Consider the following 25,825-nt stretch of genomic DNA (forward strand, 5'->3'; position numbering starts at 1 on the left):
CAGATCACGCCGCCCTCTGTTTGGCGTGATCTGTTGTGCGCCGCGATCGCGGCGGACGTCGATCAGGCCGCACCCGGTGTCCGGTTGCGGCGTTGCGGTTCGCCCAGGATGAGCGGCCGGGGAGGAAGGGGACGCATGACGGCGGATCTGACCAGGTTCGGCCGGGACGCACTCGTCACCACGGTGACGCAGGCCGCCAGTGTCTGGACCTCGCCGGGACCGCCGGGCGAGCGCTGGCGGCAGGTGGCTGAACTGCACGGGCGGGTCGCGCTGGCGCACTTGACGCACGGTGAGCCTCTGCTGCCCCTGGTGGCCTTCACCGACCTGTTGACCGGTCCGCTGTCAGGGCTTCTGCCGGACGCGCTGAGGGAAGCGTGCGACGAGGTTTTGTTGGTGGAGGACGGACAGCTGAGTGCTGCTGCCGCTGACCTGCTGATGGAGAACCTCGCGCCGTCGATGACGGCCTCCGATGTCGTCGGCTGGTCGGTCCCGCGTCTGAGCGCGGAGAAGGTGCAGGGCTGGCTTTACGGACAGATGCTGGCGACGGGCACGGAGGAGGGGTACCGGCGGGCGCGACGGACCGTCATCGAACACGCGGCGGGGGAGATGTCGGAGGTGATCGATGCGATCAAGGCCGCAGGGCTGCCCCGTGAGGGCCTGGTCGAGGAGATCCCCGCGTGGGCGTGGGTGGCGCACGAGGGGGAGCACTACTGGTTCGGGTGCCCTGTTTGCCGATACCCAATGCGGTACCAACTCGGTCGGCTTGCCTGTGCCTACCCGCCGCACACGAAGGCTCTCGGCGGCTCGATCACCGTGAAGGCGGCGAAGGGCCGTAAACCGGTGGCCGGCGCGTGGAACGTCGAGCGCGCCGCGCAGTTAGGCGGGCCACAGGTCACCACCGCGGTTCCGGTCACGGGTCAGGTGTGCCTTACCCGGCCGGCTTGGCGGTATTCGACCATCCCCGGTTGTGAAGAGGTCCGCCTGCACCGCGAACTCGAGATGATGCCGGGCGTCACCGCGAGACTGTGGCCGCACGTCGACCGGTACGACTTGGAAGTGAGGGCACCAGGACGACGGCGGCCCTGGCGGGTCGATGTCAAGGACTACACCGACCCCGCGCGGCTGGCCAAGGAGCTGCTGCGTCGGGGCAGCATCGGCGAATCTGACCTGTTGATCGTCGTCCCCGACTACCGGGCGGGCCATGTGGCGGTCCTCAACGAACGGCTGCGCCTTGCCACCGGATCACGGCGCCGGTTCGCCACGACGTCTCACCGATTCCTCACCGAGGTGACGAGGGCCGCAGCCGGATGAGCAGCCGTTCGCGTTTCCACAGAACCGCCAACCGGTTCCTCGTCGGACCGTCGCTACGTCTGGCGCTCGGCCTGGCCGAACAGATCTTCCCCACCGAGACCTGGGAAGGCGCGCCCGCGGTAGACCCCCGCGACGCGCGGTTTCTCCTCTCCGGCCAGCTCGGGGTGTGGAGCCTCTGGCGCGACGGCCTCACTGCCACGCAACGACATGCGATCGACCGTCTCATCCATCTGCGCCCTCGCCGTCTGGCCACAGAAGGTGGCCTGCGCGTCAGCCTCGACGAGCACCTGCGCAACAATCGATCGCCCCGCTACCTTGAGGCCGGAGACTTCCTGCAGGTAATCGACGGTGTGCCGGTCGGTGATCTGATCACAGCTGCGCTGCAGGAGCTGGAGGATGCCTCATCCCCGCTGCGCGTCCCCCCAGAGGCGCTGGCCGACAGGCGCTACAGCTCGTCGGTCTTCCTCGCCGGCCCCAGCCGCGACGAGTTCCGGCGCAACACCTACCTCATCCCGCGGGCGCCGATGCCCTACCCGCCCGTTCCGGTTCTGGACGCCACCGCGCCAGCCGAGGTGGTGGCCGACCTCGCGGACATGCACGCCACCGCCGAACTGATCGACAAGAAGCGCGGTGACGATGCCTTCCGCCTGGCAGAGGTCCTGGACGGATTCTCGCGGAAGCTGCGGACGCCACAGGGCCAACCCGTCCAACGGCTGAAGCTCGCGGCAGGACCCCTCCAGCTCATGATCGCTCCCACTGGTTCCGGGAAGAGCGTCTGGATGCGCGTCGCCGCCACCCACCTCGCCAGCCACAGAGGAGGCCGCCGCACCGTTGTCCTACTCACTCCTGATGTCGAGAGCACGCTGGATCTTGTTGCGGCCATCCGCAGTGACCTCGCGGCGCTGAACCTCGACATCCCCGTTGTCGCACTCATGTCCCACAGACGGCTCATCGAGGTGGCCGTCCAGCGGACCAACGACGCACCGGAGGATCCGGCCGGCGCCAGGTGGACCTGGCAGGAGCTCGGCTACTCCTGCATGCTGAGCGACGAAGAAGGCGCCGCATGGCAGCCCGGCCAGGAACCCTGCACGGATCTGCACGAGCCCGGCGTCGAAGGTCGCCACCGATGCCCTCTGATCGGTGCCTGCGAGAAGTGGGCGCCATGGCGGCAAGCTGCCGGCCCAGCCAAGATCATCGTCACCAACCACGCCTACTTCCAGCAGGGCTCGGTGCCGTTTCCCGTCATCACGAACGGCACACTCCACGGACGGATGAGCGCCCAGGAGCTGCTGCTGCGGCGCGCCGACATCGTCCTTGTCGACGAGGTTGACGCCTTCCAGGGACATGCGGTCGCTCAGTCCGGCCGCACCCTCGTCCTGGCCCGTCGTGACACACAGAAGCTGCTCTTGGAGAAGCTCGACGACCAGCGCAAGGAACAGGTCGAATCCGACAACGTGCCGGGCGAACTCGAACTCGCCTTCCAGCGGGCCATCCACCGGGTCGAGTTCCTCTCCGAGCGCTACCTGGCCGCCGTCGTCAACGGGTTCATCGACCCGCAGGACCCACTCGGCCCCAAACAGACCAGGCTGCACCTGCCACGCCGATGGGACAACCTCCTGGCCTGTCGCCTCTTCGGCCTCAACGAACTCGAAGACCGCCCCAGCGACGACCAACTCGACAGGTTCAAATCCCTGTTCACCCAGAACGGACCCGACCCTGACGCGCTACCCGCCGGTTGGGCGGACCTACGCAAGGAACTGCGCCTCGTCGTCGCCGACGAACCGGAATCCGACCTGATCCACAAGAGAAGCCAGGGCATCGTCAGCGCGATCCAAACGATCACCGCGCCCATCACCGACGAGGGCGAACCGGATGCCGACGCCGACTTGGACGCCGCCGCCGACCTGGACGAAACGGACTGCGGCCGTCAGGCCGGGAAGGACGACGGTCCGGCAGACCCCACCGCTTCGGCGTGGCAGCTCCAGACCGCTCACCTTCTCCTACGTAGGGCGTTCCTCGGCGAACTCCAGCAAGGGCTCGCCGAACTGGAAGCCCTACTGCCGCTGATGCGCGACAGCGGCATGCGGCTCGCCGACGACGTCGAAGCCGCGCTGGACCGAGCTCCCTCCTGGCAGGCAACACCCGAAGGACCGATCGGCCGAACGGTCTTCGGATTCGCCGTCACCGGCGACCCGGAGAGCCGCTCCGACCGGCAGTTCACCGCAGAGATCCTCTCCGGCGACCCGCACGCCTACACCGCAGACCTCGGAATCACCACGGCTCCCGCGCTCACGGGCGCGCCCAGAGTCATCGTCGGACTCTCCGCGACCGCCTACCTACCCGGTTCTCCCACCAACCACGTCCATGCCGACGTCGCCTGCTACTACCCCGACAACGCCGGCATTGGCACTGGCACTGGCACTGGCAGACTGGTCGTCAGCAACGCGTCCGTCAACGACCACACGACCAACCGCGGGATCGTCATCTCCGGGGCAGCCCGCAACCGCAAGGCCCAACTACTCGAAGGCATCGGATCCGGCCTCTGGGACCAGATCCTCGAACAGAGACTGCGGGACCTGCACGACCACCGGGACGCCGAACGCCGAGCCCGTGCCCGGGTCCTGCTCGTCACGAACTCCTACGACCAGATGCTCGCCCTCTGCCGCGGCCTGATCGCCGGGGGAGCCCACCGCACCCGCATCGCCGTCACCGTTCCCGCCGGTGACCGCCGCGGCCTGCAGATCCCCGACGACGTGCTCGCCATCCCCGCCAGCCGGCTGCGGACCTTCCCGGGCACGGGCAGGGACGTGCTGATCTCACCTTTCGCACGGGTCGCCCGCGGGCTCAACATCGTCGTCGGCCACCGGTCCGCGCTCGACTCCATCTGGGTATGCGTCCGGCCCATCAAGCTCATCGACGAACCATCCGCACTGGTTGCCCACACTGGTGCCCACGCCCGCCGCAACCGGCACCCCGGCGAGGACCCGCGCAAGGAACTCGACGAACGCCACCGCATCGCCGCCAAACATCTGGAGCTCATCAACAGGTCGAACCCCGCCTTCGGGCGCCTGCCCCCCGACGTGCGAACCGCGATCTTCGCCGACGTCCTGGCCGACCTGATCCAACTCGCCGGGCGCGCAAGGCGTGGCGGCACCAATACCACTCTCCACCTGGTGGACAACGCCTTTCACCGAGGAGGCGCCGCACCGGGCAGCGACTTCGCCTCCCTCATCCGCAACCTCCACCAGCGATGGCGCGACGACGACCAGCTGGACCAGGTCCGCTCCATCTACGGCACCACCATCGACGCGTTCTTCACGTTTGCCGGCATCAACGACAGGAACCCCTGATGCGTACTTTGGCCTTTCCCTACACCGAAGCGATGGCGGAGAAGATCCACGGCTACACCCTCGGCAGCGAGGTCAACGACACCTGGCAGGACCTGCACCGCCGATACACCCGCCACCCGAAGAACCTGCCGTACAGGGACCTGAGCCTCGGCCTGCGCTACGTGTCCAGCGACTACGCCACCATCTGCAAGGACCCCGACGGCCCCGGCACGCTGCTCCTGATGCGCAAGAAGATCGACACCGCCATCATCAGCCGGCTGTTCGCCGCCTTCGAACGAGACCTCGCGGCCCGGCACGGCGCGCCATTCGAAGACCTCCTCGGCCCACTGCTACGCCGCGCCAGGCCACGCACGATTCACATCGCCAAGTACCTGCAGGCGGGCACGGCGACGCACGCCGACATCCCGAACTGGGTCTTCGACGTCGCCACCTGGAGGACCATCGAACTCCTCCGAGGCACGCTCAAGCTTCCCGATGGTACGGACCTGCTTCTCCGTCCCGACACCGACGGCAACCTCGTCGCCTTCAACCGCCCGCTTCCCGAGACGCACCCCAGGGCCGAACAAGGCATCCACTACATCAGTCTCGAACCCATTACCGTCCCCGGCTACCCCGGCATCCTGCTGAACCTCGACGCCCACATCAGCGCCACCACCGGCTTCCCCGGCAACGCCAAGAGCCTCTGGATCGCCACCGACGACACCGGCATGCTGCTCACCGCCAGACACCGCTACGACCGCCCCACCAACCGAAACGTGATCACCGGGCTCCTTCCCCAACTCGTCGACTCCTTCAGCATCCGCGGCGTGCCCGCCAACTTCACCGCAGATGACCTCCTCGCGACCCACCCCCGCATCCGCGCCCGGCACGCCACCACCCCCGACAGGCACCCCATCGGCTCCGGACCGGGCCGCCGATTCCTCGACTGCGTGCTCGAGCACGCCACCGCCAGGCTCAACACGCAGTCGCTCGTCCTGGAAACCACACCCATACGCAACATCGATGCTGCCGGCGACCCCGACCGGCACGCCAAACTTGCCTCGGCCGTCGACGCGGCCGCACGGCCGATCCACATCAGCGTCGTCTACCAGGACGACCTGCAGCGCCACCGATCCGCCCAGGCGCTCGCCGACGTACTCAACCTTCCCGAGAACAGCCTCACAACCGCGGAGAACACCTTCCTCGACGGCGCGCTCACCATCACCTTCGACAGCGTCAAGACCGACATGCTGGTCGCTCCCGGACCCACGCACCTCCGGAACACCCTCGCCGAGCAGATCATCTCCACCAGGACCCCGGACGCCCTGCACCTCGTACTCGCCGAGAGCAACAAAGAACTCGCCGCAGCCAAGCCCGCCGAAGACCCCAAACCACAGCTTCGCCGCGCCCTGGCCGCCCACGGCACCGTCAGCCAGTTCATCGATCCAGCGTCAACGCCCAAGCCCAACGCCGTCGACCACCCCGCCAATGCCGCCGTACGAGACCTCCTCCGGGCAGCGGGACTCACCGCCACCACACCAGCCCGGGTGTTCTCGCACCCCCTGCAGCCGCAGCCATGCGTCATCGTCGGTCTCTACACCCGCGAACAGAACCAACCCGCCACTCGCATGATCAGCCTCTCCGCCCTCATCAGCGACGGAACCGACACCCCCTGGCACATGCTCGGTTACCACCCCGACGCTCACGGCTGGAACGACCTCCCCACCGCCATCGCCGCACATCACGCCACCGACCTGAGCCAGTTCAACGACCCGAACCCCACCACCCGCACAGCACTGGCGCGGGCCTACACAGAACGGGCCCTGCACCAGCTCCGCACCCGCTACGACGACATCCCGATGATCATCTACATCGACGGCTCCAACCGGTACCCGCTGTGGTCCGGCACCACCAACAAGAGCCTGGGGAATAGACAACTCGATGCGCTGCCCCACCTTGGAATGATCAACCCAGCCGGCATTTCACTGGTCAGGGTTAACGCGGCATCAGATGGCAAGCTGCCACAGCCTGTCAGGGCAACCGGAAGCCGGGCCAGCGCTGAAGACGGTGTAGTCCCAGCCACCGAACTGCTCTACCACCTGCCCGGCGCCCATCAGGACACCTACTACCTGATCAACCGATCGCGCAGCGACAAGGCGTTCCAGTCCAGCGTCAGAGCTGGCCATCGTCAGACGCGATTCGACCTCGCGGAGGCAAGGGAGCTCCGGACACCCTGGCACGCGATGACCTGCACCGAGTTCCTTCTGCTCGAACACGGCACCTTCGAACGCCAACACCTCGCGGCCCTCAGCGCGCGGCTGTGTGGGCATTCGCTGGCCTGGGACGGGCGGACGGCCCGACCCGCGCCCGTACACCTCGCTCGACAGATCCTGGAAGATCATCCCGGGCGCAAAACGGCTACACGCTGAGGTGTGGACGGCCGACGGACCCACCCGCGCATCGCAACGCCCGATTCTCGAACCACAACGCCCCGTCGAGCACCGGTTCCGGTTACCGCGCTGCCAGCTTGGTGGACACGGTGTCCGTCCTCCCACAACTGCCACGTGTGAACTTACCGATATGGCTGTTCCGGCGAACCAGATCATGAGCTCGAACATCACGGCCCACCCCGGCGGTTGCCCGCCATGGTGTGTCAAGGTCCATGCCGAGGATGAGTTGGATAGTCCGGGCGACCGGGCCCGGGGGCACTCCCGGATGGTGATGGAGACCCACAAGGGTGAGGTCGGCGGGATGGCGGTGGAGATCTTCTCACTGGAGCACCTTGACCAGCCCGAGGAGAGCACCCCAGCGGAGTTGGTCGTGTCCGCTCCGGATCCGCTCAGTCTGGCCGACGCCAGCTATCTCGCCACCTCCATTAGGAGGGCGGTCATGGAAGCTCGCCGATCGCACCGGCCGTACTGGCTGAGGCGGGCGTGTCCGTCCTGGTGTGTCGCGACGCACCAGGACGGCGACCATCTCGAGGATCGCATTCACTGGCCAGACGACTCGCCCCCTGTGCTGTTGTCGCTACACAGCTCGGTGAGTACTGCCGGCGAGTCATGCAGCGATGGGACGTACCGGCCGCCAGGACTGGAGGTCGACCTGGAGCAGCACACCGACGCGGTCGAGCCGGTAGTGAAGTTCGTGATCGAGGGCGCGACGGCAGCGTTGCGGCTCACGCTGGACGAGGCTGAGCAGGTGCGGACGGCGGTGGGACGAGTTGTGGCCATGGCGCGCGATGCGGACAACCAGCTGGTTGAGGCCGGATTGGCCGGTCCAGCGCCGAGGCCACACCGGCCGCGCCTCGACCAGAACGTGGCCGATCTGGTGGTCCAAGACGAGGGCCTGACGGCCGAGCAGAAGATCAGTGTGCTCCGCGGCGTGGTCGCCGAGCGACTTACCCAGCAGGGCCTGAGCGTCACTGAGCAGGCTGTGCGGTTGAACTGCACCGAGGAGCAGGCGCTGGACGCGATGGTGGACTTCGCGATGTGGTCGCACGCCGGCTACCTGCTTCCACCCGCCAAGCCGGCCGAGCCGCAGTGCCCGGTGTGGTGCGGTGGACAGTGCCTTACCGAAGACGGCGTCCGCCTGCACGACCGGCACGTGGCCGCCGTGTACGGCCAGCACCACGAATGTGCCAAGGACATCAAGGTAGCGACGGTCGACCTTCAGGCGTTTAACTCCCCCGACGGGTACGACGAGCCGCCATCAGTGACGCTGGCCATCGACAACCCGGAACAGCGCCCCACCGACATGACCAAGCTCGACGGGATGAACCACAACGCGGTCCGGAACCTGGCCGCGTCGCTGCTGCCGGGCTGCTGGGACCGCACGACGATCCGGCTCACCCCTCAGAAAGCGGCGAACCTCGGCGCGTCACTGATCGCCGCATCCCGCGCTGCCCACAACAACACCGCAGTCGAAGCCTGACCGGAGCGAGGATGTGGAGTGGTCCGGACCTGCGCAACGAGGTCCGGGCCACTCATCCAGCGGACGGGTGGTGCACCGTGTGCAGATGCCGGCCGGCGAACTCCGCACGGCCCCGGGATGTCGGGCACGGAGGGCAATCCCACGTCCCGGCGGCCGAAATGACATGCCGGGCTAGCCACTCCGCGGCGCCGGTCTGCACCGTCAGGCGCTCCCCGGCTCGCCGCATCTCCTGAGCCAGGACCGGCCGGACCACCGGAAGGTCGTAGCGCTGCTCGTAGGCCCGCAGACAGTCCACGACGTGCCCCGGCGTTCGGAACTCCGCACCCTCCTGCCGCGGCATGCCCCGCCCCGACAGCGGGCTGTACTCCGCAGGGAGAACAACCGCAACGACTCTCAGCCATGCGGCCACGCGTCACCCGGCTGCGGCTGGGCGTCGAGGATGTCGAAATTCAGATCGGCGCGGCGCAGGTAGTAACCGGCAGCCAAGCCCGCCTGCCCACTCCCGACGACCACCACATCACACGACCCGGGCACGCACGACACCTCGATCCATAGATCATCAAGCCGAGACGGCAGAAGCGTGGGCCCGTACACGAACTCACGGAGCCACCACCTGCGGATCCTCACCGAGGCTGGCCTGCTCGAGTGTGACAAGCGGGGCGTCTGGGCCTACTACCCCCTCGTGCCGTCCGCCATCGCCACGATCGCCGACCTGCTGACCCCGCCTCGCAAGCGAGCGACGAAGAAGACCCGCTGACCGACGCCACGGAAGACCGCTGCCAACGCCTCCTGACCCGGCGGCGCTCGGGCCGCAGGCGCGAAGGTTCTAACCTGCCGTCATGGGGGACGAGAAAGCGCAGCCGGAATTCAGGCAGTGGTACGACCGTGCGCTCGACGTCGGCCCGGCCGGAAATCAGGCATTCTTCGGTCGGGACGTGCTGGCTGGCCTGGTACAGGGAATCCGGGACTTTCGAGAGCACCGGCAGCGGCGGTGGGACCAACACCACGGACCTGGGGCGACGTTGCTGGGCTGCGCGATGTGGATGGACGACGCGGAACTGCTCGACGAACTCGCCAGGCTGCAGGCTGCCTGCGTGGTGGTCAGCAAGCAGGCCCGGGACAAGAAGGTGCAGCCGCCGGATCTGCCCTACAAGCTTCGCCGCCTGGCCGACCTCAACACCCGCGCGCCCGGTCTCCCGGTGTGCTATTTCCCCCCGCTGGAGCAACTGACCTCACTGGCCGCACCGGGGGTAGCCCGGCGCGCTGGACGAGCTTACGGAACCGGGTCGTGGCGTAGTTCGGGTTGATCGGCAGGCCGTCGGCGCGGATGAATACATAGCCAGTGTCGGTCCAGGGAGCGCCCTCGTCGGCGGCCTCGGCTTTCTGGTCAAGCTGGCGGCGGCGATGCGCCCGCAGGACCTGGACGGTGCGTTTGTCCAGGGCGATCGACCGTCGGCCGGCCGGGGTCTTCGGGTCGCCTTCGACGATGGCGTAGCCGGCGGTGGTGCGGTTGCGTTCGATGGTGAGCACGCCGTGGTCGAGGTCGATGTCGGTCCACCGTAGGCCGCACATCTCGCCGCGGCGCAGGCCGCGTAGGGCGGTGAGCCACCAGAACGCGAACAGCGAGTCATCGGTGACCGTACCGAGGAACTCGGCCAGGTGATCGGCGGTCCAGACCGCCACGGCCGGTCGGGCGCCGGTCTGTTCCCAGGACTCGACGCGGGCGTCGGTCCACACCTTCGCGTGGGGCTGCTGGTAGCCGGCGATCTCGATGTGCCGGGCCGGGTTGCACTCGATCAATTCTTCGCGGACGGCGAGGTTGAGCGCGGCCCGCAGGGTGGTGCGTAGGTGCTGCATCGCGGAGGCCGACTGTGGTCGGCCCTTGCTGTTGGTCGTGGCGGCAATCTGGGCGAACACGGTGCGTAGGTGCCGGGCGTCGAGGTCGGCCAGCCGGTAACGGCCGAGGTAGGGGATGAGGATGTTCTCCACGTCGCGGGTGTAGTGGAAGCGGGTGGTGGGTCGGATCTTGGTGCGGTTGTCGAGCCAGTGCCGCAGCCACCGTTCCACGGTCCAGCTCTGCGCGGTCCGGTCCGCTTTGGTCGTGGTCAGCCACTCGTCGCGGGCACGGCGGGCGGCGGCCTGCGACGGGTAGCCGCCGCGGCGGATCCGCTCGGAGCGGCCGAGCAGGTTGGGGGGCGGAGCAGTGGAAGTACCAGTTGCCGTGCCCGCGCTCGGACAGCCGAGGGCAGGACTGTTCCAGTCGCCGTCGGTGGCCGTCGCGGCAGCCGCACCGTTTGAAGATCACACCTGAGGTCGCCATGGCCGCGTCCCTTCGCTGGAGTCACGATTCCATCGATGTCGGCCCACTTGCGGTGCGGGCTTGTCGCCCGTTGCTCGCTACCTGCGCCTTCCGGCTATCCCGCTCCCGACGCGGTGGCCGTTGACCACGTCGCCGTGCTTGTTGCCAACGATATGCAACTGCGTAAGGATGGCAGCAGTGGGTGGGGCTGTGGCATTGCGATGATCCGAACCACCGCCATGGCGCCCACCCGCCCTTCACCCGACGATGACGAGGCGAGGACTTGCCGATGGGCCTCTACACGCTGCCCGACATGCCCTACGACTACGGTGCCCTGGAGCCGGCCATGTCCGGGCAGATCCTGGAGCTGCATCACAGCAAGCACCACGCCGCGTACGTCAAGGGCGCCAACGACGGTCTCGACCAGCTCGCCGAGGCCCGCGCCAAGGGCGACTTCGGCACGCTGGTCGGCTTGGAGAAGACCTTCGCGTTCAACCTGTCCGGGCATGTGCTGCACTCGATCTTCTGGGGCAACCTGTCCCCGGACGGCGGTGACCGGCCCGACGGCGAGCTCGCTGCGGCGATCGACGAGCACTTCGGCTCCTTCGACGCGTTCGCGGGGCAACTGTCCGCCGCTACCAAGGGCGTGCAGGGCTCCGGCTGGGGTGTCCTCGCCTGGGAACCGCTCGGCCGGCGGCTGATCGTCGAGCAGGTGTACGACCACCACGGCAACGTCGGGCAGGGCACCACCCCGCTGCTGGTCTTCGACGCCTGGGAGCACGCCTACTACCTGCAGTACAAGAATGTGCGCCCCGACTACGTCGACCGGCTGTGGAACCTGGTCAACTGGGCCGACGTGACCGCCCGGTTCGGCGCCGCCCGCGCCACCAGCCCGACGATGTGATCCCGGCGTGACCGCAGCCACCCCCGCCGCGGCCGAACTGGTCCAACGCGCCGCCGGGGTTATCGCCGCGAAGCACCGCGGTGACCTTGACGGCGCCGAGGAACTCCTCGCCGCGTTCCCCGGCGAGCGGGCCCGCACGCTCGGCTTCTATCTGCTTGCCGATCTGGCCCTCGGCCTTGTGCGGGCCGGCAGCGGCCAGTCCATGGACGACCTGATGCGAGAGTTGTCCCTGCTGGTCGCCGCGACCGCGGACGACCGACCATCCGAGAGACCCTGAGGTCGGCTCCTCCGCGCGCGGAGGAGCGTCCCGCCCCGGCCTTACACGGCCGGGGCGAAGCGCCAGGATCGCGTCGTCGGGCGGGTCGGGGTGTCAGCCGGTCGCCAGCCGTAGTCCGAGCGCGACGAACGCCACGGCACATACCCGGTTGATCCGGCGCGACCAGCGGCCACTGGCCAGCCGGCCGGCGAGCCGCCCGGCGCCGGCGCCCAGCGCGATGTCGACGGCGAGTTGCACGGCCACGAAGAGCGCACCGAGCAGGATCAGCTGCGCGGTGGTGTTCCCCGCTCCCGGGTGGACGAACTGGGGCAGGAACGCCACGCTGAACAGGATCATTTTCGGATTGAGCAGGTTGGTCACCAGTCCGCGCAGGAACGCCCGCCCGTCCCGGTCGTCGGACCGCGCTGCGGTGGCGCTGGAATTGTGGGCGCTGCGTAGCGTCCGCACGCCGAGGATGATCAGGTATGCCGCGCCGGCCCATCGGATGGCGGTGAACAGCAGCGGCGAAGCCGAGATCACGGTGGCGAGGCCGCCGACGACCGCCGTGACGTGCACGGTCTCCCCGGCGGCGACGCCGAGCGCGGCGACCATCCCGGCTCGGGTGCCGTAGCGGGTGGCGTTGGCCAGGACGAACATCATGTCCGGGCCGGGGGTGACCATGAGGACGACGATCGCGGCGAGGTAGCCGGCGAGCGTCGCTGTGGACAGTCCGAGCATGTTTCAGCCCTCCCCGGCGCCGTCGAGTAGTGCCTGGCGCAGGGCGAGTCTGTGCTGTCGGCGGATCTGCGCCTCGCGGTAGCGGCGCCGGTCGCCGTCGGTCTGGGGCAGCAGCGGTGGGACGGTCCGGGTTTGGCCGTCGTCGTCGATGGCGACCATGACCAGGTGGGCGGTGGCCACGTCGACGGGGGGTACGGCCCGGTCCCACCGGTCGGCGGTGACCTTGACCGCGACCTCCATGGAACTGCGGCCGGCCCAGGTGATCCGGGCGTCGACGTGGACGACGTCGCCGACGCGTACCGCGCGCAGGAAGGCGGTCTCGTCGATGGCGGCGGTGACGGCCGGTCCGTCGGAGTGCCGGGCGGCGACTACACCGGCGACGGAGTCGATGAGGTTGAGGATCCGGCCGCCATGGACCGTGCCCATCAGGTTGGTGTGGTGCTGGTCCATGATCTGCGACAGCGTCAGGTGCGACGCCGACGGCGCCCGGCCGGCGATGGTGGTGTCGTGCACGGTGGTAGTCCGTCCCTCGGGGCCACACCGCCGGGGCCGTGAGTACGCTGGCGGGGGCCAACCGCGTCCGGCGCGGCGTGCCACCCGTGCAGCCCTCCCGCGGAGCCGACGGCAGCGCAGACGGTTGTGTGCGCGGCGCGGGCAGGTCTTCGGACTCGTGGGCGTGGCCGGGGTCGCCGGTCTCCTACTGGCCGTCGCTTCCCAGGCGGTGAAACCCAGTGCTTCGTTGACGGCGGTCGTTCCCACTCACCGCTGCGGGGCAGTCCCGGATTTCCACCGGGTTCCCTCTTACGACACTCGGCCGGGTCTGGCCGGGCGAACCAGCGCCGTCCGGCAGCGTATCCCGCCGCCGGTCATGGCTGGGGTGGTCGCGAGGGCTGGTGTGAGGTATCTCCCTGGGCGCCGTGAACGCCCGTTTGCGGGTCGGGTGCGACGGGCTTTACCGGGAGCGGCTCGGGTGCGGCGAAGGTGATCGGTGCGCCGAAGGCCGCCTTCCGGGCGGCGCGGCGTAGCGCGGCGAGCACGGCAGGGCCGGCGAGGATGATCGCCACGGCGGTGGTGATTGCCCGGCCGGTGTCCCAGCCGAAGGTGGAGGTGACGGCGCTGAACACGGCCAGGCGGTGCAGGTTCTCCAGCACCGGGGCGCCCGGCAGGTAGGACAGTTGGGTGTCCGCGCCGGTGCTGAACGGCCAGAACCACAGGTTCATCAGCAGGCCGTAGCCGTAGGCGGCGAGCGCCCCGTATCCGGCGAGCACGGCGGTTTCGGCCCGGCCGCGCAGTCGGGACGGCAGCAGTCCGGCGCCGAGGCCGATCCACGAGGCGCACAGCATCTGGAACGGCAGCCACGGTCCGACCCCGGCGGTGAGTAGGGCGGAGGCGAACAGCGAGGTGGAGCCGAGCAGGAACCCGAAGCCGGGGCCGAAGACCCGGCCGGCGAGGACGAGCAGGAAGAAGACGGTTTCGATGCCGGCGGTACCGGCGCCGAGGGGACGCAGCGCGGCGTTGACGGCGGCGAGCACGCCGAGCATCGCCAGGGCTTTGCTGTCGATGCCGCCGGAGCTGAGTTCGGCCAGGACGAGCGCCACGAGCACCGGCAGCATGATGACGAAGACCAGCGGCGCCTCACCGGTGCGGGCGGTGGTCTCGGGCTGCGCGGGGACGAAGAACGGCCAGGTGAAGGTGGCCAGCGCGGCGGCCGAGGCGAGCGTCAGCACCACGGCGGTGCGCGGCGCGACCCGCAGCACGCTCATGTCGGCGCTCCGGCAGGGCGAAGCGCGGTGGCCACCTGGTCCACGGTCAGCCACGGTTGCGGTGCGAGGACCTTGGCGACCTGGGGCGCGAAGGCCGGTGAGGCGAGCATGACCTCCGCGGTGCTGCCCTCGGCGACGATCTCCCCGTCGGCCATCACGATCACCTGGTCGGCCATTGTCGCGACGAGTTCGACGTCGTGGGTGGCCAGCACCACGCTCCGGCCGGCGGCGGTCAGCTGCCGTATGAGCGTGCCGAACTGTTTCTTGGCGTGGTAGTCCAGGCCGCGGGTGGGTTCGTCGAGCAGGATCACCGGTGGGGCGGCGGTGAGCTGGACGGACAGCGCGAGGGCCAGTCGTTGTCCCTCGGACAGGTCGCGGGGGTGCCGGTCGCCGGGCAGGTCGGGGACGAGCTGGTCGAGGAGGGTTCGGCAGGTGCCGGTGGGTGCGTCGCTCTCCCGGTCGGCCTGGTCGCATTCGGCGTCCACCGTCTCCAGGTAGAGCAGGTCCGCCGGGCTTTGCGGCACCAGGCCGACGTACCGGCGGGCCTTCCCGGCCGGTAGCGCCTTCGGGTCGACGGTGCCGTGGACACCGGCGCCGTGGCCGTCGGGGCCGGAGACGGTGACGGCAACGGTGCCACTGTGGCGGGGGCCGCTGCTCTGCACCGCCCACAGCAGGCTGGACTTGCCGGACCCGTTGCGGCCCATGAGCGCGACAACCCGACCAGGATGCAGGTCGAGGTCAACGCCGGCCACAGCCACCGTTCCCGGATACCTCACGACGATCTTGCGTGCGGTCAGCACCGGAGAGGTGACGGGGACCGGCGGCGTGGCGGGGACCGCGTCGGCGAGACGCTGACGCAGCTCGGCGGCCCGTCGGCGGGCGTCACGCACCGACAGCGGCAGCGGGGTCCAACCGGCGAGCCGACCCAGCTCGATCAGCGGTGGCGCCAGGTCGATCCCGGCGAGCACGTCGGCCGGCTGGCCGTCGCGCACGTGGCCGTCGCCGGGCAGGTAGAGCAGCCGGTCGGCGTACTGCACGACGCGTTCCAGCCGGTGCTCGGCGAGGACCACGGTGACGCCGAGGTCGTGCACCAGCCGGGTGATGGTGGCCAGGACGTCCTCAGCGGCGGTGGGATCCAGCGCGGAGGTGGGTTCGTCGAGGACCAGGACTCGTGGGTGGGCGGTGAGCACGGCGCCGATGGCGACCCGCTGCTGTTGTCCACCGGACAGGGTCCGCAGTGGCCGGTCGCGCAGTTCGGCGATGCCGAGCAGGTCGAGGGTTTCCTCGACCCGTTTACGCATGACCGCCGGCGACAGCGCCAGCTGCTCCATCCCGTACGCCAGTTCCTCCTCGACGGTGTCGGTGACGAAGCCGGCCAGCGGGTCCTGGCCGACCACGCCGACGACGTCGGCGAGGTCGCGCGGCGGGTGCCGGCGGGTGTCCCGGCCGGCCACGGTGACGGTGCCGTGCAGGGTGCCGCCGGTGAAGTGCGGCACCAGCCCGTTGATCGCGCGCAGCAGGGTCGACTTGCCGGCTCCGGTGCGGCCGGCGACCAGGCACAATTCCCCCTCCTCGACGCGGATGGACACGTCGCGTAGTGGGGGCGGGTCGTCGTCGGTGTAGCGGACGGTGACCCGGTCGAACTCGATCACGTGCGGCCTCCCGCCGGTGCGGGGATACTGGTTCGGGTCGGCTTGGCTGTGGTGTCCGTCGGGCCGGTCGTGGCCTGGGTTGTCCGGGCCACCGGAGGCGGGGGCGCCAGCCAGGCCGGTGCCGCGGCGGCCGCGACGGCGAGCAGCATCAGCGGGGTCAGTTGCGGCCAACCGAGCGGACTGACCGGCGGGTAGAGCAGGTCCGGATCGACCGATCCGGCCAGCGTCATCAGGGCGGCGGTGGCCACGCCGCAGCCGGCCACCACCAGTTCCGCGGGTCGCCAGCGGTCCGGCCGGTAGCGGCTGCGGCGGACCCGACGGCCGGCCAACAGCATCCCGGTCACGGCGGTGGCCAGCCCGACCAGCAGCATCGGCAGACCCAGGAAGCCCGCGCCCGTGCCGTCGAGCAGGCCGTAGGTGCCGGCGCAGACGCCGATCAGTCCGCCGAGCACCAGCGCACCGGTGGCGGTGCGCTGCCCGGCCGGCACCGCGGCGGTGCGGCCGTAGCCGCGGGAGTCCATCGCCGCAGCGAGGGCCAGGGACCGGTCCAGGGCGTCGGCCAGCACCGGCAGGGCGATCCCGCGCAGGGCCCGCATCCCGCGTCCGGAGGCGCCCCGTAGTCGTCGTGCCCGGCGCACCCGCAGCACGCTCTCGACCAGTTGCGGGGCGACGGACAGCGCCACCACCACGGCCGTGCCGACGGCGTACAAAGCGCCGGGTACGGCCTTGAGTAGCCGTTTCGGGTTGGCCAGGGCGTTCGCGGCGCCGAGGCAGACCAGCATGGTGGCCAGCCGCAGCCCGTCGTAGAAGCCGCCGAGGACCTGTTCGGCGGCGACCGGCCCGAGCAGCCGGATGCCCGCCGCCCAGGCCGGCAGCGGGATCTCCGGCAGGCGGACCAGCACGTGGTCGCCCTGGCCGCCGCCGAACACGATCCGGAACACCACCCGCATGCCCACGACGATCGCGGCCAGCCACAGGTACATCCGGAACGCCAGGGCCCACGGGGCGTCGCCGCGCCGCCGGGCGACCACCATCGCGGCGGCCGCGACGAGCAGGCCCAGCGCCAGCGGGTTGGTGGTGTGGCTGGCCGCCGTGGCCAGGCCGAGCGCCCACAGCCACCACGCGCCCGGGTGCAGCCCGCGGGGCAGCCGCCCCGCCGACCACCCCGACCGCCACCGGCCGGCACCGGGAGCCGGATCTGGGCGATTCCCGCCGGCGGACCGGTCAGGCATCCGGTTCGGCGGTACGCCGCCGCCGGGCGGCGATCAGGCCGCCGCCGGCCAGCAGAACGAGCAAAGTCATCCCGGCGATCGTGCCGACCGGTGGACCTCCACCACCGCGGGGCGCGGAGACGTCGGTCAGCTCCGGGCCGGATGCCTCCGACGACGTGACGCCGGTGGCACCACCGGTCGGGGCGCTGCTGACCTGGCTCGGCGTCGGCAGCAGGGCGCCGGTGGCCGTACTCGTAGGGGTGGGGATCCCGGTAGCGCCGACGGTCGGTCCGGCCGCGCCGGGCTGGCCGCCCGGCGCGGGCGGTACGGCCCCGCTGCCACCCTGCGCGGGCGGTGCGACCGGTCCGCCACCGGTGGCCGGTGGGGGCGCCGCCGGTCCGCCACCGCCTGTGGCTGGCGGCGGCGGTGGGGGCGGAGCCGGTGGTGCGGGTCGCTTCGGGGCGGCGCCGGGCCGGGGCGCGTCGTTGGCGTTGCGGTTGAGCGAGAACGACCAGCCCTCGAAGCTTCCACCCGGTGGTCTGCGGTTGGCCACACCCTTGTCGCTGTAGGTCCAGCTGCCCCCGTTCGAGGCGTGCCAGTACGACCAGTAGGCGCTGGCCGGAGGCGTGTCGACGCACTTCTCCGCGGCTGCCGACGGTTTGCCCTCGATACGGCAGATGAATCCCTCGCCCCAGCGCAGGGTGCCAGTGATCTGGAAGCCGGCGTTCTTCAGAGCCGCGAGGCCGGTGCCCTGGTCGCCGCGTGCGCAGCGGATCACCGTGCCGCCGCCGAGTTCGTTGAAATCCACCACCACGGTGACCCCGGAGGCGTCCGGACAGTAGCCGGCCGACCCGGCGGCTGCCGCCGCAGCAGCCGGCGCGGTCAGGGTGCTCACCGCCGCCAGAGCGAGGACCAGGCCGGCCCGCGCGTACCGGGCCGTCATGTCGCCCGCCTGCGGCCGAGCACCAGCAGCAGCACGCCGCCACCGAGCATCAGGACCGCGACCAGCACGTAGCCGGCGATCGCCGGGCCGGTGGTCGGCAGCCCGGCCAGCCCCGGCGCGGGAGGTGTCGCACTCGGCGCGGCGGTCGCCGCCGGCGGCGTGCTCGGTGTGGTGGCCGACGGGGTCGCCGCCGGAGGGCTCACGGTGTCGCTGGGGCTCGGGTCGACGGTGGCGGTCGGGGTGGCGGTGGCGCTGGTGGTCGGGGTCGGTGATCCGGTGGGGGAGGCGGTGGGCGAGGCCGTGCCGGACGGGGTGGGTCCGGGCGAGGACGGCGGCAGGTCGACGCCGATGCGGCCGAGCGGCACCTGCGCGAGCCCGAGCAGCGCCTGGGCGGTGGCCCGGCGCCACTGGTCCCGGTCGGTGTCCGCGATCCCAGCCGCGACGGCGGTCGTGAAACCCTCGGTGCTGTAGGCGATGGCACCCGCGTCGGCGGTGGCCTTGCCGCCGTTCGCGCCGGTCAGCTGCAGCGGGGTCAGCGCGGCGACGGCGCGGCCGGCCTCGGTGTCGCGTCCGGCGGCGGCGAGGGCCTGCCCGGCCAGGCCGGTGCTGTTGGAGTTCGCGCCGGTCGTCGGCCCCGACCCGCCGAAGGAACCGTCGGTGTGCTGCTGGGCGACCAGCCAGTCGGCTCCCTTGCGCGCCGCCCCGGCCGCCCCGGTGGCGCCGTCGTCAGCGGCGCTCAGCAGCGCCTGCACGGCCATCGCGGTGGAGTCGACGTCGAGGGTGGCGCCGGGTTGTTCGTCGCAGGACGGTGACGGTCCGTCCGCGGTGTCCGGGTAGAGCCGGAAGCCGCCCGCCGCGCACTGCTGCCGGATGAGGAAGTCGACGGTGTCCTGCGGGACGTCACCGCTGCGGGCCAGGCCCAACACGGCGAAGGACTGGTCGAAGGTGTTGCTGGCGTCCGGTCCGCTGTCGGCGGTGACCCGGCTGGTGATCCGACCCCGCTGGTTACCGGCGTCCGCTGCGGAGATCAGCGACAGGGTTTCGGCGCGCAGGTCGTACCCGCCGAAGTCGGTGGGGTCGGCGCCGGCAGCGGAAGCAGCGTAGAGCAGCTTCGCGGTGGCGCCGCCGTCGGTGAAGCCCTCGATGCCCCACTCGTCGTAGCTGTTGTAGGCGCGCACGTGTGCCGCGACCTGCGCCGTGGCGGCCTGGCGGGTGGGCGTGTCCACGCCAGTGGCGGACAATGCGACGAGCCCGTCGATGGTCAGGCCCCAGTCCGGGCCGCCGAACGGTCCGGGCAGGATCCCGTCGGTGAAGTTGCCGCCCAGCCAGGTAGCGGCGTCCCGCGCGGCGGCGGCGTCAGCCGTGGCGGGCGCGGCCAGCACGGTCATGGGTACGGTGAGCGTGGCCAGGGCCGCCGCCGTGGTGGCGGCAAGGCCGGTGCCGAGTCGCCAGGGTGGGGACAGGGGCATAAGGGTGCCTTTCGCGGAGCGGTCGGTGAGAACTCCGGAAAGCATCCGAGACAAACGACACCCCGCTCCGCGAACTGCGGTGAGCGGGGTGGAATCGGACCTCGGCGGCCCGGACTTCACCCTGTAGACCTCGACAGTGGAAGCCGCTCGTCCCAGGCGAGGCGTTCCGGCTCGCGAGAAGGCTCTCGCTCACGGTTGCGGGTCAGCGCCGGCTTCTACCGGCTTCCCCCCACACGGGACGTATGCAGTTGTGTCCCCGGCGTACACCGGGTGCGGTCACCGTACCGCCCGGACGCCGTCCGGCGCCAGGGCGGTGACCGGGACCCGCTGCGATGCCGGTCACCGCCCTGGCGCGGCTCATCAGGGGGCGGTGATGCCCGGTGCGGCGCCGGCGCCGAACGACCAGCCCTCAACGCTGCCCGGGGCGGGGTTGTAGCTGGCCGCGCCGGAGGAGCTGTAGGACCAGGGGCCGCCGTGCGGCGCATGCCAGTACGACCAGTAGGCGGTGGCCGGTGGGGTGTTGACGCACGGGTCCGTCGCGGCGGTCGGCTTGCCGTTGATCCGACAGACGAACGCCAGCCCCCAGCGCTGGGTGCCGGTGACCGTGAACCCGGCACCCTGCAGAGCAGCGATCCCGGTCGCCGGGTCGCCGGGAGCACAGCCGACCTGGATGCCGCCGCCGAGGGCGGCGTAGTCGACGACGACGGTGACCCCCGAGGTGCCGGTGCAGGCCGCGGCCTGCGCGGCCTGCGGCGCGGGCTCGACGGCGGTCAGGGCGACGGCGGCCAGCGCGGCGGTCAGCAGACCGGCGAGCCGGGCCCGGATGGTGGATGGACGAAGGGACACGGATCCTCCTGAAGGTGGTCGGATGGCAGGGCGCTTACGGGCAGGCGAGGACGGGTGCGCCGGGGGCGGCGCCGGCGGCCGACAGGTCGGCGTAGCCGGTGCCGGTGAGGCCGAGGACGGCCTGGGCGGTGGCGCGGGCGGCGGTGTCCGGGTCGAACGCGCCGCCGTCGAAGTCGACCGCGCCCCGCCGGTCTGGCGTCGACGCGCAACCGACCTGCAGCCCGGCCAGGAACCGGTGCGCCCGGGCCCAGGCCAGCGGCCGGCCGGCGGCGCGCAGTGCCTGCGCGGCGAGGCCGGTGCTGTTGGCGTTCGGGACGCCGTCCGCATTGGCGAAGCCACCGTCGGGTCGCTGCACCGAGACCAGCCAGCGCAACCCGGCGGCGGCGTCGGCTCGGCGGCCGGTGGCCCGCAGCGCCTGCACAACCAGGGCGGTAGCGTCCACATCGGAGTGGCACGTCGGTTGGGCGGGCAGCACCGGGTAGCCCCCGTCGGGACACCGGGTGCCGGCCAGCCATGCAGCCGCTACCGGTGGCGCACCCTGCGAGGTGCGATCCAGGGCGAGTAGGGCGAAGGACTGGCTGAAGGCGTTGCTGTAGTCGCCGTAGGCCGACCGGTCGGAGAATCGCCCGGTGGGCGCCTGGAGCGACCGCAACCGGGCGATCAGGTCGACCCCGCCGACGTCGGTCGGGTTCCCGCTGCGGACCTCGACGGCGAGGGCCAGCTTGGCGGTCGCCCCGGCGTACGCCTCGGCGGCGCCGTCGCCGAGGTAACCGTCCCGGACGTCGGGTCGGGTGACCCAGGCCAGGGCCCGCGCGGCGGAGTCGTCGGCGACACCGGCGGCGGCGAAGGCGAACACCGCGTCCAGGGTCAGCCCCTGGTCCGGGTACGCGACGCCGTCGAAGACCACCTCGAAGCGTTCTCCGTCGACGAGTTGCCGGGCCAGCCACCCGGCGGCGGCCTCCGGCCGGTTCGGGCCGGGGACGGCGGCTACCCGTCCGGTCACGGCGGATGCGGGGGCGGCGAGGGTGAGGGCGGCGAGTACGCCGCAGAACAGGGCGAGCAGGGGATGCCGGCTCAGGCGGACGACCATCGGAAGCGCCTTTCCGGCCCGGCGGTCGTCAGAAACCCGGCCGACCGGCGGTACGCGGAGTCGACCGGGACTCCGACCCGTGGGCCACGACGGGTGGGGGAGCGGATGCGCGCGTACGCCGGGTATTCGGGCTCACCGCCGGGTGACTTGCCACCTCGGACGGCCTACCGTTGCGGGCCAGCGCCGGACTTCGACCGGACTTCCCCCGCACGGACGCGCGTTTGGTTAAGTTGTGGCGACAGTCTGGCTGGCCGCGACCACCCATGTCAATCCGTCGTCGGCCGTCAGCGGACAGTAACCGCCGTCTGCTCGCCGCGCGTGGGGATCGGCCGGTGCCGCGGGCCGGGTGGAGCGGGCCGCCACTCCACCCGGCGCGCCGGTTAGCTGCCGCGTACCTCGACCGCCGCAGTGACCAGGTGTTCCAGCGACGCCTCGACTCCGGGTAGCCGCGGGTCTTCAGCCCGTAGTCGGGGTTGACCCACAGCCGCTGCGCGGGGACCGCCGCCGCCCGCAGCAGCGCGTCCACGACCTCGCCCCGGGACGGCACCCGGGGCGAATGGATCTCCCACACCCCGGGCCCGACACCGCGCTGGTAGCCGATCGCGGCGAGATCGTCGAGGACCTCCATCTTCGACCGGGACACCTCGATGCTGGCGACGTCGGCGTCGAGGGCGTCGATGGCGGTGATGACCTCACCGACCTCCGAATAGCACAGGTGGGTGTGGATCTGCGTGCCGTCGGCGAACCCGCAGGTGGCCAGCCGGAACGCACCGACCGCCCAGTCCAGGTAGGCCATCTGGTCGGCCCGCCGCAGCGGCAGAGTCTCCAGGATCGCCGGCGCGTCGACCTGGATGATCCGGATGCCTGCTGCCTCCAGGTCCCGGCACTCTTCCCGCAGCGCCAGCGCGACCTGGTCCGCGGTGTCGCCCAGTGGTTGGTCGGTCCGGACGAACGACCAGGCCAGGATCGTCACCGGACCGGTGAGCATGCCCTTGACCGAACGGTCGGTCAGCGACTGGGCGTAGGTGGACCAGTCGAGGGCCGTCGCCCATCGTATGCGCCCGACAGGTGCTGTGGGCAGACCTGCCCGGCCCTCGGGAGCGGCGTTCGCTGCCGCATCGTCGATGCGCGACCGAGTAGCGTCGCGACATCGGGCACAGGCCTGCGACGGCGGAGGGGAACCGGTGGGTCAGAAGATCGACAGGGTGACGTTCGTGGTGGACGGCAGCGAGTGGACCGCCATGCGGCCGGAGGACTTCGAGCGACTGGACGCCTCCCGCAGGCAGGTCGGCGCGACCGCCGCCCGGGCCAACCGGTTGGAGCACGAGTTGCGTCAGACACGGGCCCGCCTGGCGCGGATCGAGGCGATCGTCGCCGAGGCGGACCCGACGCACTGCATGTGCGAGCGCCTTACCAGGGCGCTCGGAGACCCGACGTGACACCGTCGCCGGCCAGAAGTCGTCGTCGAATCTGACGCTGCCGTACATGAGCGCGATGCCCAGCATGATCAGGTGCCGGTCGACCACGCCGACGAGCCTCTCAGGACGGGGCTGCGGGCGGCGAACACCCGCGAACGCCACGCGGCCGTGCACGCCCTGCGCGCCGAAGGTCTGTCGATCAGCGCGACCGGCCGCCGAGGTGAGCTCCCGGCGGCCGAAGAACGCATCGGCGACTGTGGGGGCGTTCTTGGCAAAGTATTCAAGGTGCAGGTTCGGATCCGGAATCACCCGTACCTCGGTGATCGCGCGGATGTCCGGCCGTGACGAGCGGATGAGGTAGTCGCCCATCAACTCGACCTCACGACGGTGTCGGGGCGTGCGCAGCAGCTGGAAGCCGATAAAGATGCTCAGGTGCAGCGATTCCTGCGGCGTGAGCGGTTGCGGTGTCCGGAAGGGGTCCAGGATGCGGTCGATAACGGCGGTAGCCCCGTCCTCGATCACGCCGAGGATCCGTTCGAGTCGACCGTCTCGCTCACCGTCGAGGGTTGATGAAGGTTTAGAAGTCGCGGATCGTGCCTACGTCCTTGATGTTGCGTAGGCTCGCTCGTCCCGTGACTCGGTCGCGGACACGGATTTGCCCTGATGCGGAGAATCGTTCGAGGTAGCGGCGCGCGACGGTGTGGTGCCGGCTGCCGACCATCGGCACCGGCGAGGTCGTGTCCCACCACTGCTGGATCTCGTCGAGGATGCTCGGATCCGAGTCGATCATGTCATCGACCCAGCACCGCCACTGCTGGTCATCCCGCTCGTGCTCGCCGACCATCGCACCCTTCCCACCGCACGTCTGGCCGCGACGCGTTGGCCGCTACCCGATGATCTACCTCGCGTCCGATAATCTCGGACCCGCTCACCGCCGCGTGCCCTGGCGAGACGTGGGCGGTTAGCTCAGGACGTCGGCGCCGAGCCCGTGACGAACGTGATGTCGTCCAAGCCCCGAGGATCGGTGCTGCCACGGTCGGTCAGCTCCTGCAGGATCAGGGCCCGCAGAACGGCGCGCAGTTGAGCGGTGCTCAGACGTGGACTGTCGCCAGCGGGCCGGTCCGCGGCCATGACGGTCGCGAACACGTCACCGGCGAACGAGAACGTCCGTTTGCCCGCGTGTAGGAACTGGGACCGGAACTTGTACGCGGTCTTGAACGCCGCCTTCAGGACCGCCGGATCGTCGGCGAACACCACACCGCGCGGCTGCGGATCAGACCAGGAGCCTTCCTGCGGCCGGGCGCTCAACGCGTCCACACCCCAGATGTAGGAGCGCACCGGCTCCTGCCAGAAACCGGCCGGCAGCCGCGTCATGGCGTACGTCGCGAAGGTTTCCGCGAGCTTGATGGGCTTGTCCTTCATCAGGCGGGCACGCAGCGCTGCGGCCTGGGCCTCGGTGAAGTCCTGGCGGGCGATGAACTTCTCCCAACTCGCCGATTCGTCCCAGTCGGCCCACTCCGTCGGGGGACTGCCGAAGTGCTGCGCGAGGCACTCGATGCCCCCGACCATAAGCGCGTACGCTCCGACAAGATCACGGGTGGCCAGCAGCGAGGCGCAGTAGTGCATGTGGATCGCCGCGCTGAGGGCCCGCATGTCGTAGTCGCCGAGGCTGGTGAGTCGGGCTACCGCGTCGCGGAACGCCGCGTCGACCTGCGGCCAGTCGGGCATGGGCGCACCGAGATGGGTGTCCACCGCTCCGGCCAGCGGCAGCGCGAACGGATGCTCCTGCCCCTCGACTCTCGCCATGACCTCCGCAACGACCTGGCAGCGACGGTCGGTCACCAAGGTCAGCAGGGCGCCGAACATCGCGTTGCGGCCTACGGTGTCGAACTGCTCCGACGGCGACGTCGCGCGCATGTAGTGCAGGACCGTCACCGACTGGATGTGCTCACCCGGAACCTGCAGCAGGCCCTGGCCGTCTGCGGCGAGCAGCCCGTCTCCGTCGGCGGGCACCAACCCGGGGTGGATCATCCGCTGGAACTCGAAGGTCGGCGGGGTGCCCGGCGGAAGCTCGCGCAGGCCGTCGGCCCATTCCTTCAACCGCGCTGCGCCGGTCGGGTCCTTGTCGTCCAGCACTCCCACGTGTCCCCCGAAGGTCAACTCGCCACGGAGTGACCATCGTCGCGGTGCACAGGTACGGCGGACAACCCGAATACGCCGCACGCCCCACGTCTGCCGGCGATCGCCTCGCAGGAGGTGCCGGCGACGGTCTTCGACGGCGTCGGTCAGCGGATCTTCTTCGTTGCTCGCTTGCGGGGCGGGGTCAGCAGGTCGGCGATCGTGGCGATGGCGGACGGCACGAGTCGGTAGTACGCCCAGACGCCGCGCTTGTCGCGCTCCAGCAGGCCGGCCTCGGTAAGGATCCGCAGGTGGTGGCTGACGGTCGGCTGGGAGAGTCCGAGGGGCGCGGTGAGGTCACTGACGGACGCCTCCCCGTGCGGGGCGGACTGGATCAGACTGAGCAGTCGCAGCCGGGCCGGGTCGGCGAAGGCCTTGAGCACGCCGGCGAGCCGTTCGGCGTCGGCGCGGTCAATCGGCTCGCCAGCGAGGGGCGAGATGGCGGGCGTCTCAGTATTTACAGTTACCACGTCATGCATCGTTGCAGG

22 protein-coding genes, 3 pseudogenes and 3 riboswitches are annotated in these 25,825 nt (G+C 70.6%); of the genes and pseudogenes, 9 read left to right on the forward strand and 16 right to left on the reverse strand.

Annotation, left to right across the window (positions count from 1 at the left end):
- Nucleotides 1-135 precede the first annotated feature (135 nt).
- From ACIA6B_RS24710 to ACIA6B_RS24725, 4 genes are all read left to right on the forward strand, one after another.
- Nucleotides 136-1,311, forward strand: coding sequence for a hypothetical protein (locus ACIA6B_RS24710; RefSeq protein WP_396776730.1), 1,176 nt, complete (start codon nt 136-138; stop codon nt 1,309-1,311).
- Complete coding sequence (locus tag ACIA6B_RS24715; RefSeq protein WP_396776731.1) at nt 1,308-4,661, forward strand: hypothetical protein; 3,354 nt, start codon at nt 1,308-1,310, stop codon at nt 4,659-4,661. Before ACIA6B_RS24710 ends, ACIA6B_RS24715 begins: the two co-directional genes overlap by 4 nt.
- 32 nt (nt 4,662-4,693) lie before the next feature.
- Nucleotides 4,694-7,069, forward strand: a complete 2,376-nt coding sequence (locus ACIA6B_RS24720; RefSeq protein WP_396776733.1) for an RNaseH domain-containing protein — start codon at nt 4,694-4,696, stop codon at nt 7,067-7,069.
- 286 nt (nt 7,070-7,355) lie between these two features.
- A complete protein-coding gene (locus ACIA6B_RS24725; RefSeq protein ID WP_396776736.1) occupies nt 7,356-8,570 on the forward strand; it encodes a DUF6907 domain-containing protein in 1,215 nt (404 codons plus the stop codon).
- A 393-nt stretch (nt 8,571-8,963) separates the two neighbouring features.
- Here ACIA6B_RS24725 and ACIA6B_RS24730 read toward each other — a convergent pair whose 3' ends face one another.
- Nucleotides 8,964-9,197 (reverse strand): NAD(P)-binding protein, encoded by a 234-nt coding sequence (locus tag ACIA6B_RS24730; protein ID WP_396776738.1) that lies wholly within the window; start codon nt 9,195-9,197, stop codon nt 8,964-8,966.
- Between ACIA6B_RS24730 and ACIA6B_RS24735 the strand changes: the two are divergent.
- A pseudogene (locus ACIA6B_RS24735) lies at nt 9,175-9,327 on the forward strand (ArsR/SmtB family transcription factor); the annotation flags it as partial. The gene ACIA6B_RS24730 and the pseudogene ACIA6B_RS24735 overlap by 23 nt on opposite strands.
- A gap of 416 nt (nt 9,328-9,743) precedes the next feature.
- Here ACIA6B_RS24735 and xerC read toward each other — a convergent pair.
- Nucleotides 9,744-10,637, reverse strand: coding sequence for a tyrosine recombinase XerC (gene xerC / locus ACIA6B_RS24740; RefSeq protein WP_396776740.1), 894 nt, complete (start codon nt 10,635-10,637; stop codon nt 9,744-9,746).
- 521 nt (nt 10,638-11,158) lie between these two features.
- On the opposite strand from xerC, the gene ACIA6B_RS24745 reads away from it, so the two are divergent.
- Both ACIA6B_RS24745 and ACIA6B_RS24750 read left to right on the forward strand, forming a co-directional pair.
- Nucleotides 11,159-11,773 (forward strand): superoxide dismutase, encoded by a 615-nt coding sequence (locus ACIA6B_RS24745; RefSeq protein ID WP_396776742.1) that lies wholly within the window; start codon nt 11,159-11,161, stop codon nt 11,771-11,773.
- 7 nt (nt 11,774-11,780) lie between these two features.
- Nucleotides 11,781-12,050, forward strand: coding sequence for a superoxide dismutase (locus tag ACIA6B_RS24750; RefSeq protein WP_396776744.1), 270 nt, complete (start codon nt 11,781-11,783; stop codon nt 12,048-12,050).
- 93 nt (nt 12,051-12,143) lie between these two features.
- On the opposite strand, the gene ACIA6B_RS24755 is transcribed toward ACIA6B_RS24750, so the two are convergent.
- The 10 genes and pseudogenes from ACIA6B_RS24755 to ACIA6B_RS24800 form a co-directional block, all read right to left on the reverse strand.
- Nucleotides 12,144-12,767, reverse strand: a complete 624-nt coding sequence (locus ACIA6B_RS24755) for a LysE family translocator (protein ID WP_396776745.1) — start codon at nt 12,765-12,767, stop codon at nt 12,144-12,146.
- 3 nt (nt 12,768-12,770) lie between these two features.
- Entirely contained in the window at nt 12,771-13,217 is a 447-nt protein-coding gene (locus ACIA6B_RS24760) for an acyl-CoA thioesterase (RefSeq protein ID WP_396776944.1), read from the reverse strand.
- Nucleotides 13,218-13,423: 206 nt separating this feature from the next.
- Nucleotides 13,424-13,571, reverse strand: a riboswitch (cobalamin riboswitch).
- A 62-nt stretch (nt 13,572-13,633) separates the two neighbouring features.
- A complete protein-coding gene (locus tag ACIA6B_RS24765; RefSeq protein WP_396776747.1) occupies nt 13,634-14,530 on the reverse strand; it encodes an ECF transporter S component in 897 nt (298 codons plus the stop codon).
- Complete coding sequence (locus ACIA6B_RS24770) at nt 14,527-16,182, reverse strand: ABC transporter ATP-binding protein (protein ID WP_396776749.1); 1,656 nt, start codon at nt 16,180-16,182, stop codon at nt 14,527-14,529. Before ACIA6B_RS24770 ends, ACIA6B_RS24765 begins: the two co-directional genes overlap by 4 nt.
- Nucleotides 16,179-17,414, reverse strand: coding sequence for a CbiQ family ECF transporter T component (locus ACIA6B_RS24775; protein WP_396776751.1), 1,236 nt, complete (start codon nt 17,412-17,414; stop codon nt 16,179-16,181). Before ACIA6B_RS24775 ends, ACIA6B_RS24770 begins: the two co-directional genes overlap by 4 nt.
- Nucleotides 17,407-18,336, reverse strand: a complete 930-nt coding sequence (locus ACIA6B_RS24780; RefSeq protein WP_396776753.1) for a hypothetical protein — start codon at nt 18,334-18,336, stop codon at nt 17,407-17,409. The genes ACIA6B_RS24775 and ACIA6B_RS24780 overlap by 8 nt, the downstream gene beginning before the upstream one ends.
- Entirely contained in the window at nt 18,333-19,805 is a 1,473-nt protein-coding gene (locus ACIA6B_RS24785) for a cell wall anchor protein (RefSeq protein ID WP_396776755.1), read from the reverse strand. The genes ACIA6B_RS24780 and ACIA6B_RS24785 overlap by 4 nt, the downstream gene beginning before the upstream one ends.
- A gap of 137 nt (nt 19,806-19,942) precedes the next feature.
- Nucleotides 19,943-20,091: riboswitch (cobalamin riboswitch) on the reverse strand.
- A 74-nt stretch (nt 20,092-20,165) separates the two neighbouring features.
- Nucleotides 20,166-20,651, reverse strand: a complete 486-nt coding sequence (locus tag ACIA6B_RS24790; protein ID WP_396776758.1) for a hypothetical protein — start codon at nt 20,649-20,651, stop codon at nt 20,166-20,168.
- A gap of 34 nt (nt 20,652-20,685) precedes the next feature.
- The gene (locus ACIA6B_RS24795; protein WP_396776760.1) at nt 20,686-21,741 is read right to left on the reverse strand and encodes a peptidase; all 1,056 of its coding nucleotides are present in this window, start codon (nt 21,739-21,741) and stop codon (nt 20,686-20,688) included.
- Between the two features lie 98 nt (nt 21,742-21,839).
- Nucleotides 21,840-21,975, reverse strand: a riboswitch (cobalamin riboswitch).
- A 253-nt stretch (nt 21,976-22,228) separates the two neighbouring features.
- Nucleotides 22,229-22,729 (reverse strand): annotated as a pseudogene (locus ACIA6B_RS24800) (5-methyltetrahydropteroyltriglutamate--homocysteine S-methyltransferase); the annotation flags it as partial.
- Nucleotides 22,730-22,925: 196 nt separating this feature from the next.
- On the opposite strand from ACIA6B_RS24800, the gene ACIA6B_RS24805 reads away from it, so the two are divergent.
- Both ACIA6B_RS24805 and ACIA6B_RS24810 read left to right on the forward strand, forming a co-directional pair.
- Nucleotides 22,926-23,180: a hypothetical protein gene (locus ACIA6B_RS24805; RefSeq protein ID WP_396776955.1), complete on the forward strand. Its 255-nt coding sequence runs from the start codon at nt 22,926-22,928 to the stop codon at nt 23,178-23,180.
- Nucleotides 23,181-23,252: 72 nt separating this feature from the next.
- A complete protein-coding gene (locus ACIA6B_RS24810) occupies nt 23,253-23,504 on the forward strand; it encodes a hypothetical protein (RefSeq protein WP_396776957.1) in 252 nt (83 codons plus the stop codon).
- Here the strand turns inward: ACIA6B_RS24810 and ACIA6B_RS24815 are convergent.
- The 4 genes and pseudogenes from ACIA6B_RS24815 to ACIA6B_RS24830 form a co-directional block, all read right to left on the reverse strand.
- Nucleotides 23,454-23,681, reverse strand: a pseudogene (locus ACIA6B_RS24815) (DUF4238 domain-containing protein); the annotation flags it as partial. The gene ACIA6B_RS24810 and the pseudogene ACIA6B_RS24815 sit on opposite strands and share 51 nt — an antisense overlap.
- 55 nt (nt 23,682-23,736) lie before the next feature.
- Nucleotides 23,737-24,003, reverse strand: a complete 267-nt coding sequence (locus ACIA6B_RS24820; protein ID WP_396776762.1) for a hypothetical protein — start codon at nt 24,001-24,003, stop codon at nt 23,737-23,739.
- A 122-nt stretch (nt 24,004-24,125) separates the two neighbouring features.
- Entirely contained in the window at nt 24,126-25,295 is a 1,170-nt protein-coding gene (locus ACIA6B_RS24825; RefSeq protein WP_396776764.1) for a hypothetical protein, read from the reverse strand.
- A gap of 149 nt (nt 25,296-25,444) precedes the next feature.
- Complete coding sequence (locus ACIA6B_RS24830; RefSeq protein ID WP_396776766.1) at nt 25,445-25,816, reverse strand: ArsR/SmtB family transcription factor; 372 nt, start codon at nt 25,814-25,816, stop codon at nt 25,445-25,447.
- Nucleotides 25,817-25,825: the final 9 nt, after the last annotated feature.

It is taken from the genome of Micromonospora sp. NPDC051141 (genome assembly GCF_044455765.1).
In the GTDB taxonomy this organism is placed as follows: domain Bacteria; phylum Actinomycetota; class Actinomycetes; order Mycobacteriales; family Micromonosporaceae; genus Micromonospora.

What these genes read in the sequence shown, in the direction of transcription:
- ACIA6B_RS24745 (WP_396776742.1), top strand. Translation starts at nt 11,159, where the DNA reads ATGGGCCTCTACACGCTGCCCGACATGCCCTACGACTACGGTGCCCTG.
- ACIA6B_RS24820 (WP_396776762.1), bottom strand. Translation starts at nt 24,003, where the DNA reads ATGGTCGGCGAGCACGAGCGGGATGACCAGCAGTGGCGGTGCTGGGTC.
- ACIA6B_RS24765 (WP_396776747.1), bottom strand. Translation starts at nt 14,530, where the DNA reads ATGAGCGTGCTGCGGGTCGCGCCGCGCACCGCCGTGGTGCTGACGCTC.
- ACIA6B_RS24715 (WP_396776731.1), top strand. Translation starts at nt 1,308, where the DNA reads ATGAGCAGCCGTTCGCGTTTCCACAGAACCGCCAACCGGTTCCTCGTC.
- ACIA6B_RS24780 (WP_396776753.1), bottom strand. Translation starts at nt 18,336, where the DNA reads ATGACGGCCCGGTACGCGCGGGCCGGCCTGGTCCTCGCTCTGGCGGCG.
- ACIA6B_RS24785 (WP_396776755.1), bottom strand. Translation starts at nt 19,805, where the DNA reads ATGCCCCTGTCCCCACCCTGGCGACTCGGCACCGGCCTTGCCGCCACC.
- ACIA6B_RS24710 (WP_396776730.1), top strand. Translation starts at nt 136, where the DNA reads ATGACGGCGGATCTGACCAGGTTCGGCCGGGACGCACTCGTCACCACG.
- ACIA6B_RS24720 (WP_396776733.1), top strand. Translation starts at nt 4,694, where the DNA reads ATGGCGGAGAAGATCCACGGCTACACCCTCGGCAGCGAGGTCAACGAC.
- ACIA6B_RS24760 (WP_396776944.1), bottom strand. Translation starts at nt 13,217, where the DNA reads ATGGACCAGCACCACACCAACCTGATGGGCACGGTCCATGGCGGCCGG.
- ACIA6B_RS24795 (WP_396776760.1), bottom strand. Translation starts at nt 21,741, where the DNA reads ATGGTCGTCCGCCTGAGCCGGCATCCCCTGCTCGCCCTGTTCTGCGGC.
- ACIA6B_RS24830 (WP_396776766.1), bottom strand. Translation starts at nt 25,816, where the DNA reads ATGCATGACGTGGTAACTGTAAATACTGAGACGCCCGCCATCTCGCCC.
- ACIA6B_RS24775 (WP_396776751.1), bottom strand. Translation starts at nt 17,414, where the DNA reads ATGCCTGACCGGTCCGCCGGCGGGAATCGCCCAGATCCGGCTCCCGGT.
- ACIA6B_RS24755 (WP_396776745.1), bottom strand. Translation starts at nt 12,767, where the DNA reads ATGCTCGGACTGTCCACAGCGACGCTCGCCGGCTACCTCGCCGCGATC.
- ACIA6B_RS24725 (WP_396776736.1), top strand. Translation starts at nt 7,356, where the DNA reads ATGGTGATGGAGACCCACAAGGGTGAGGTCGGCGGGATGGCGGTGGAG.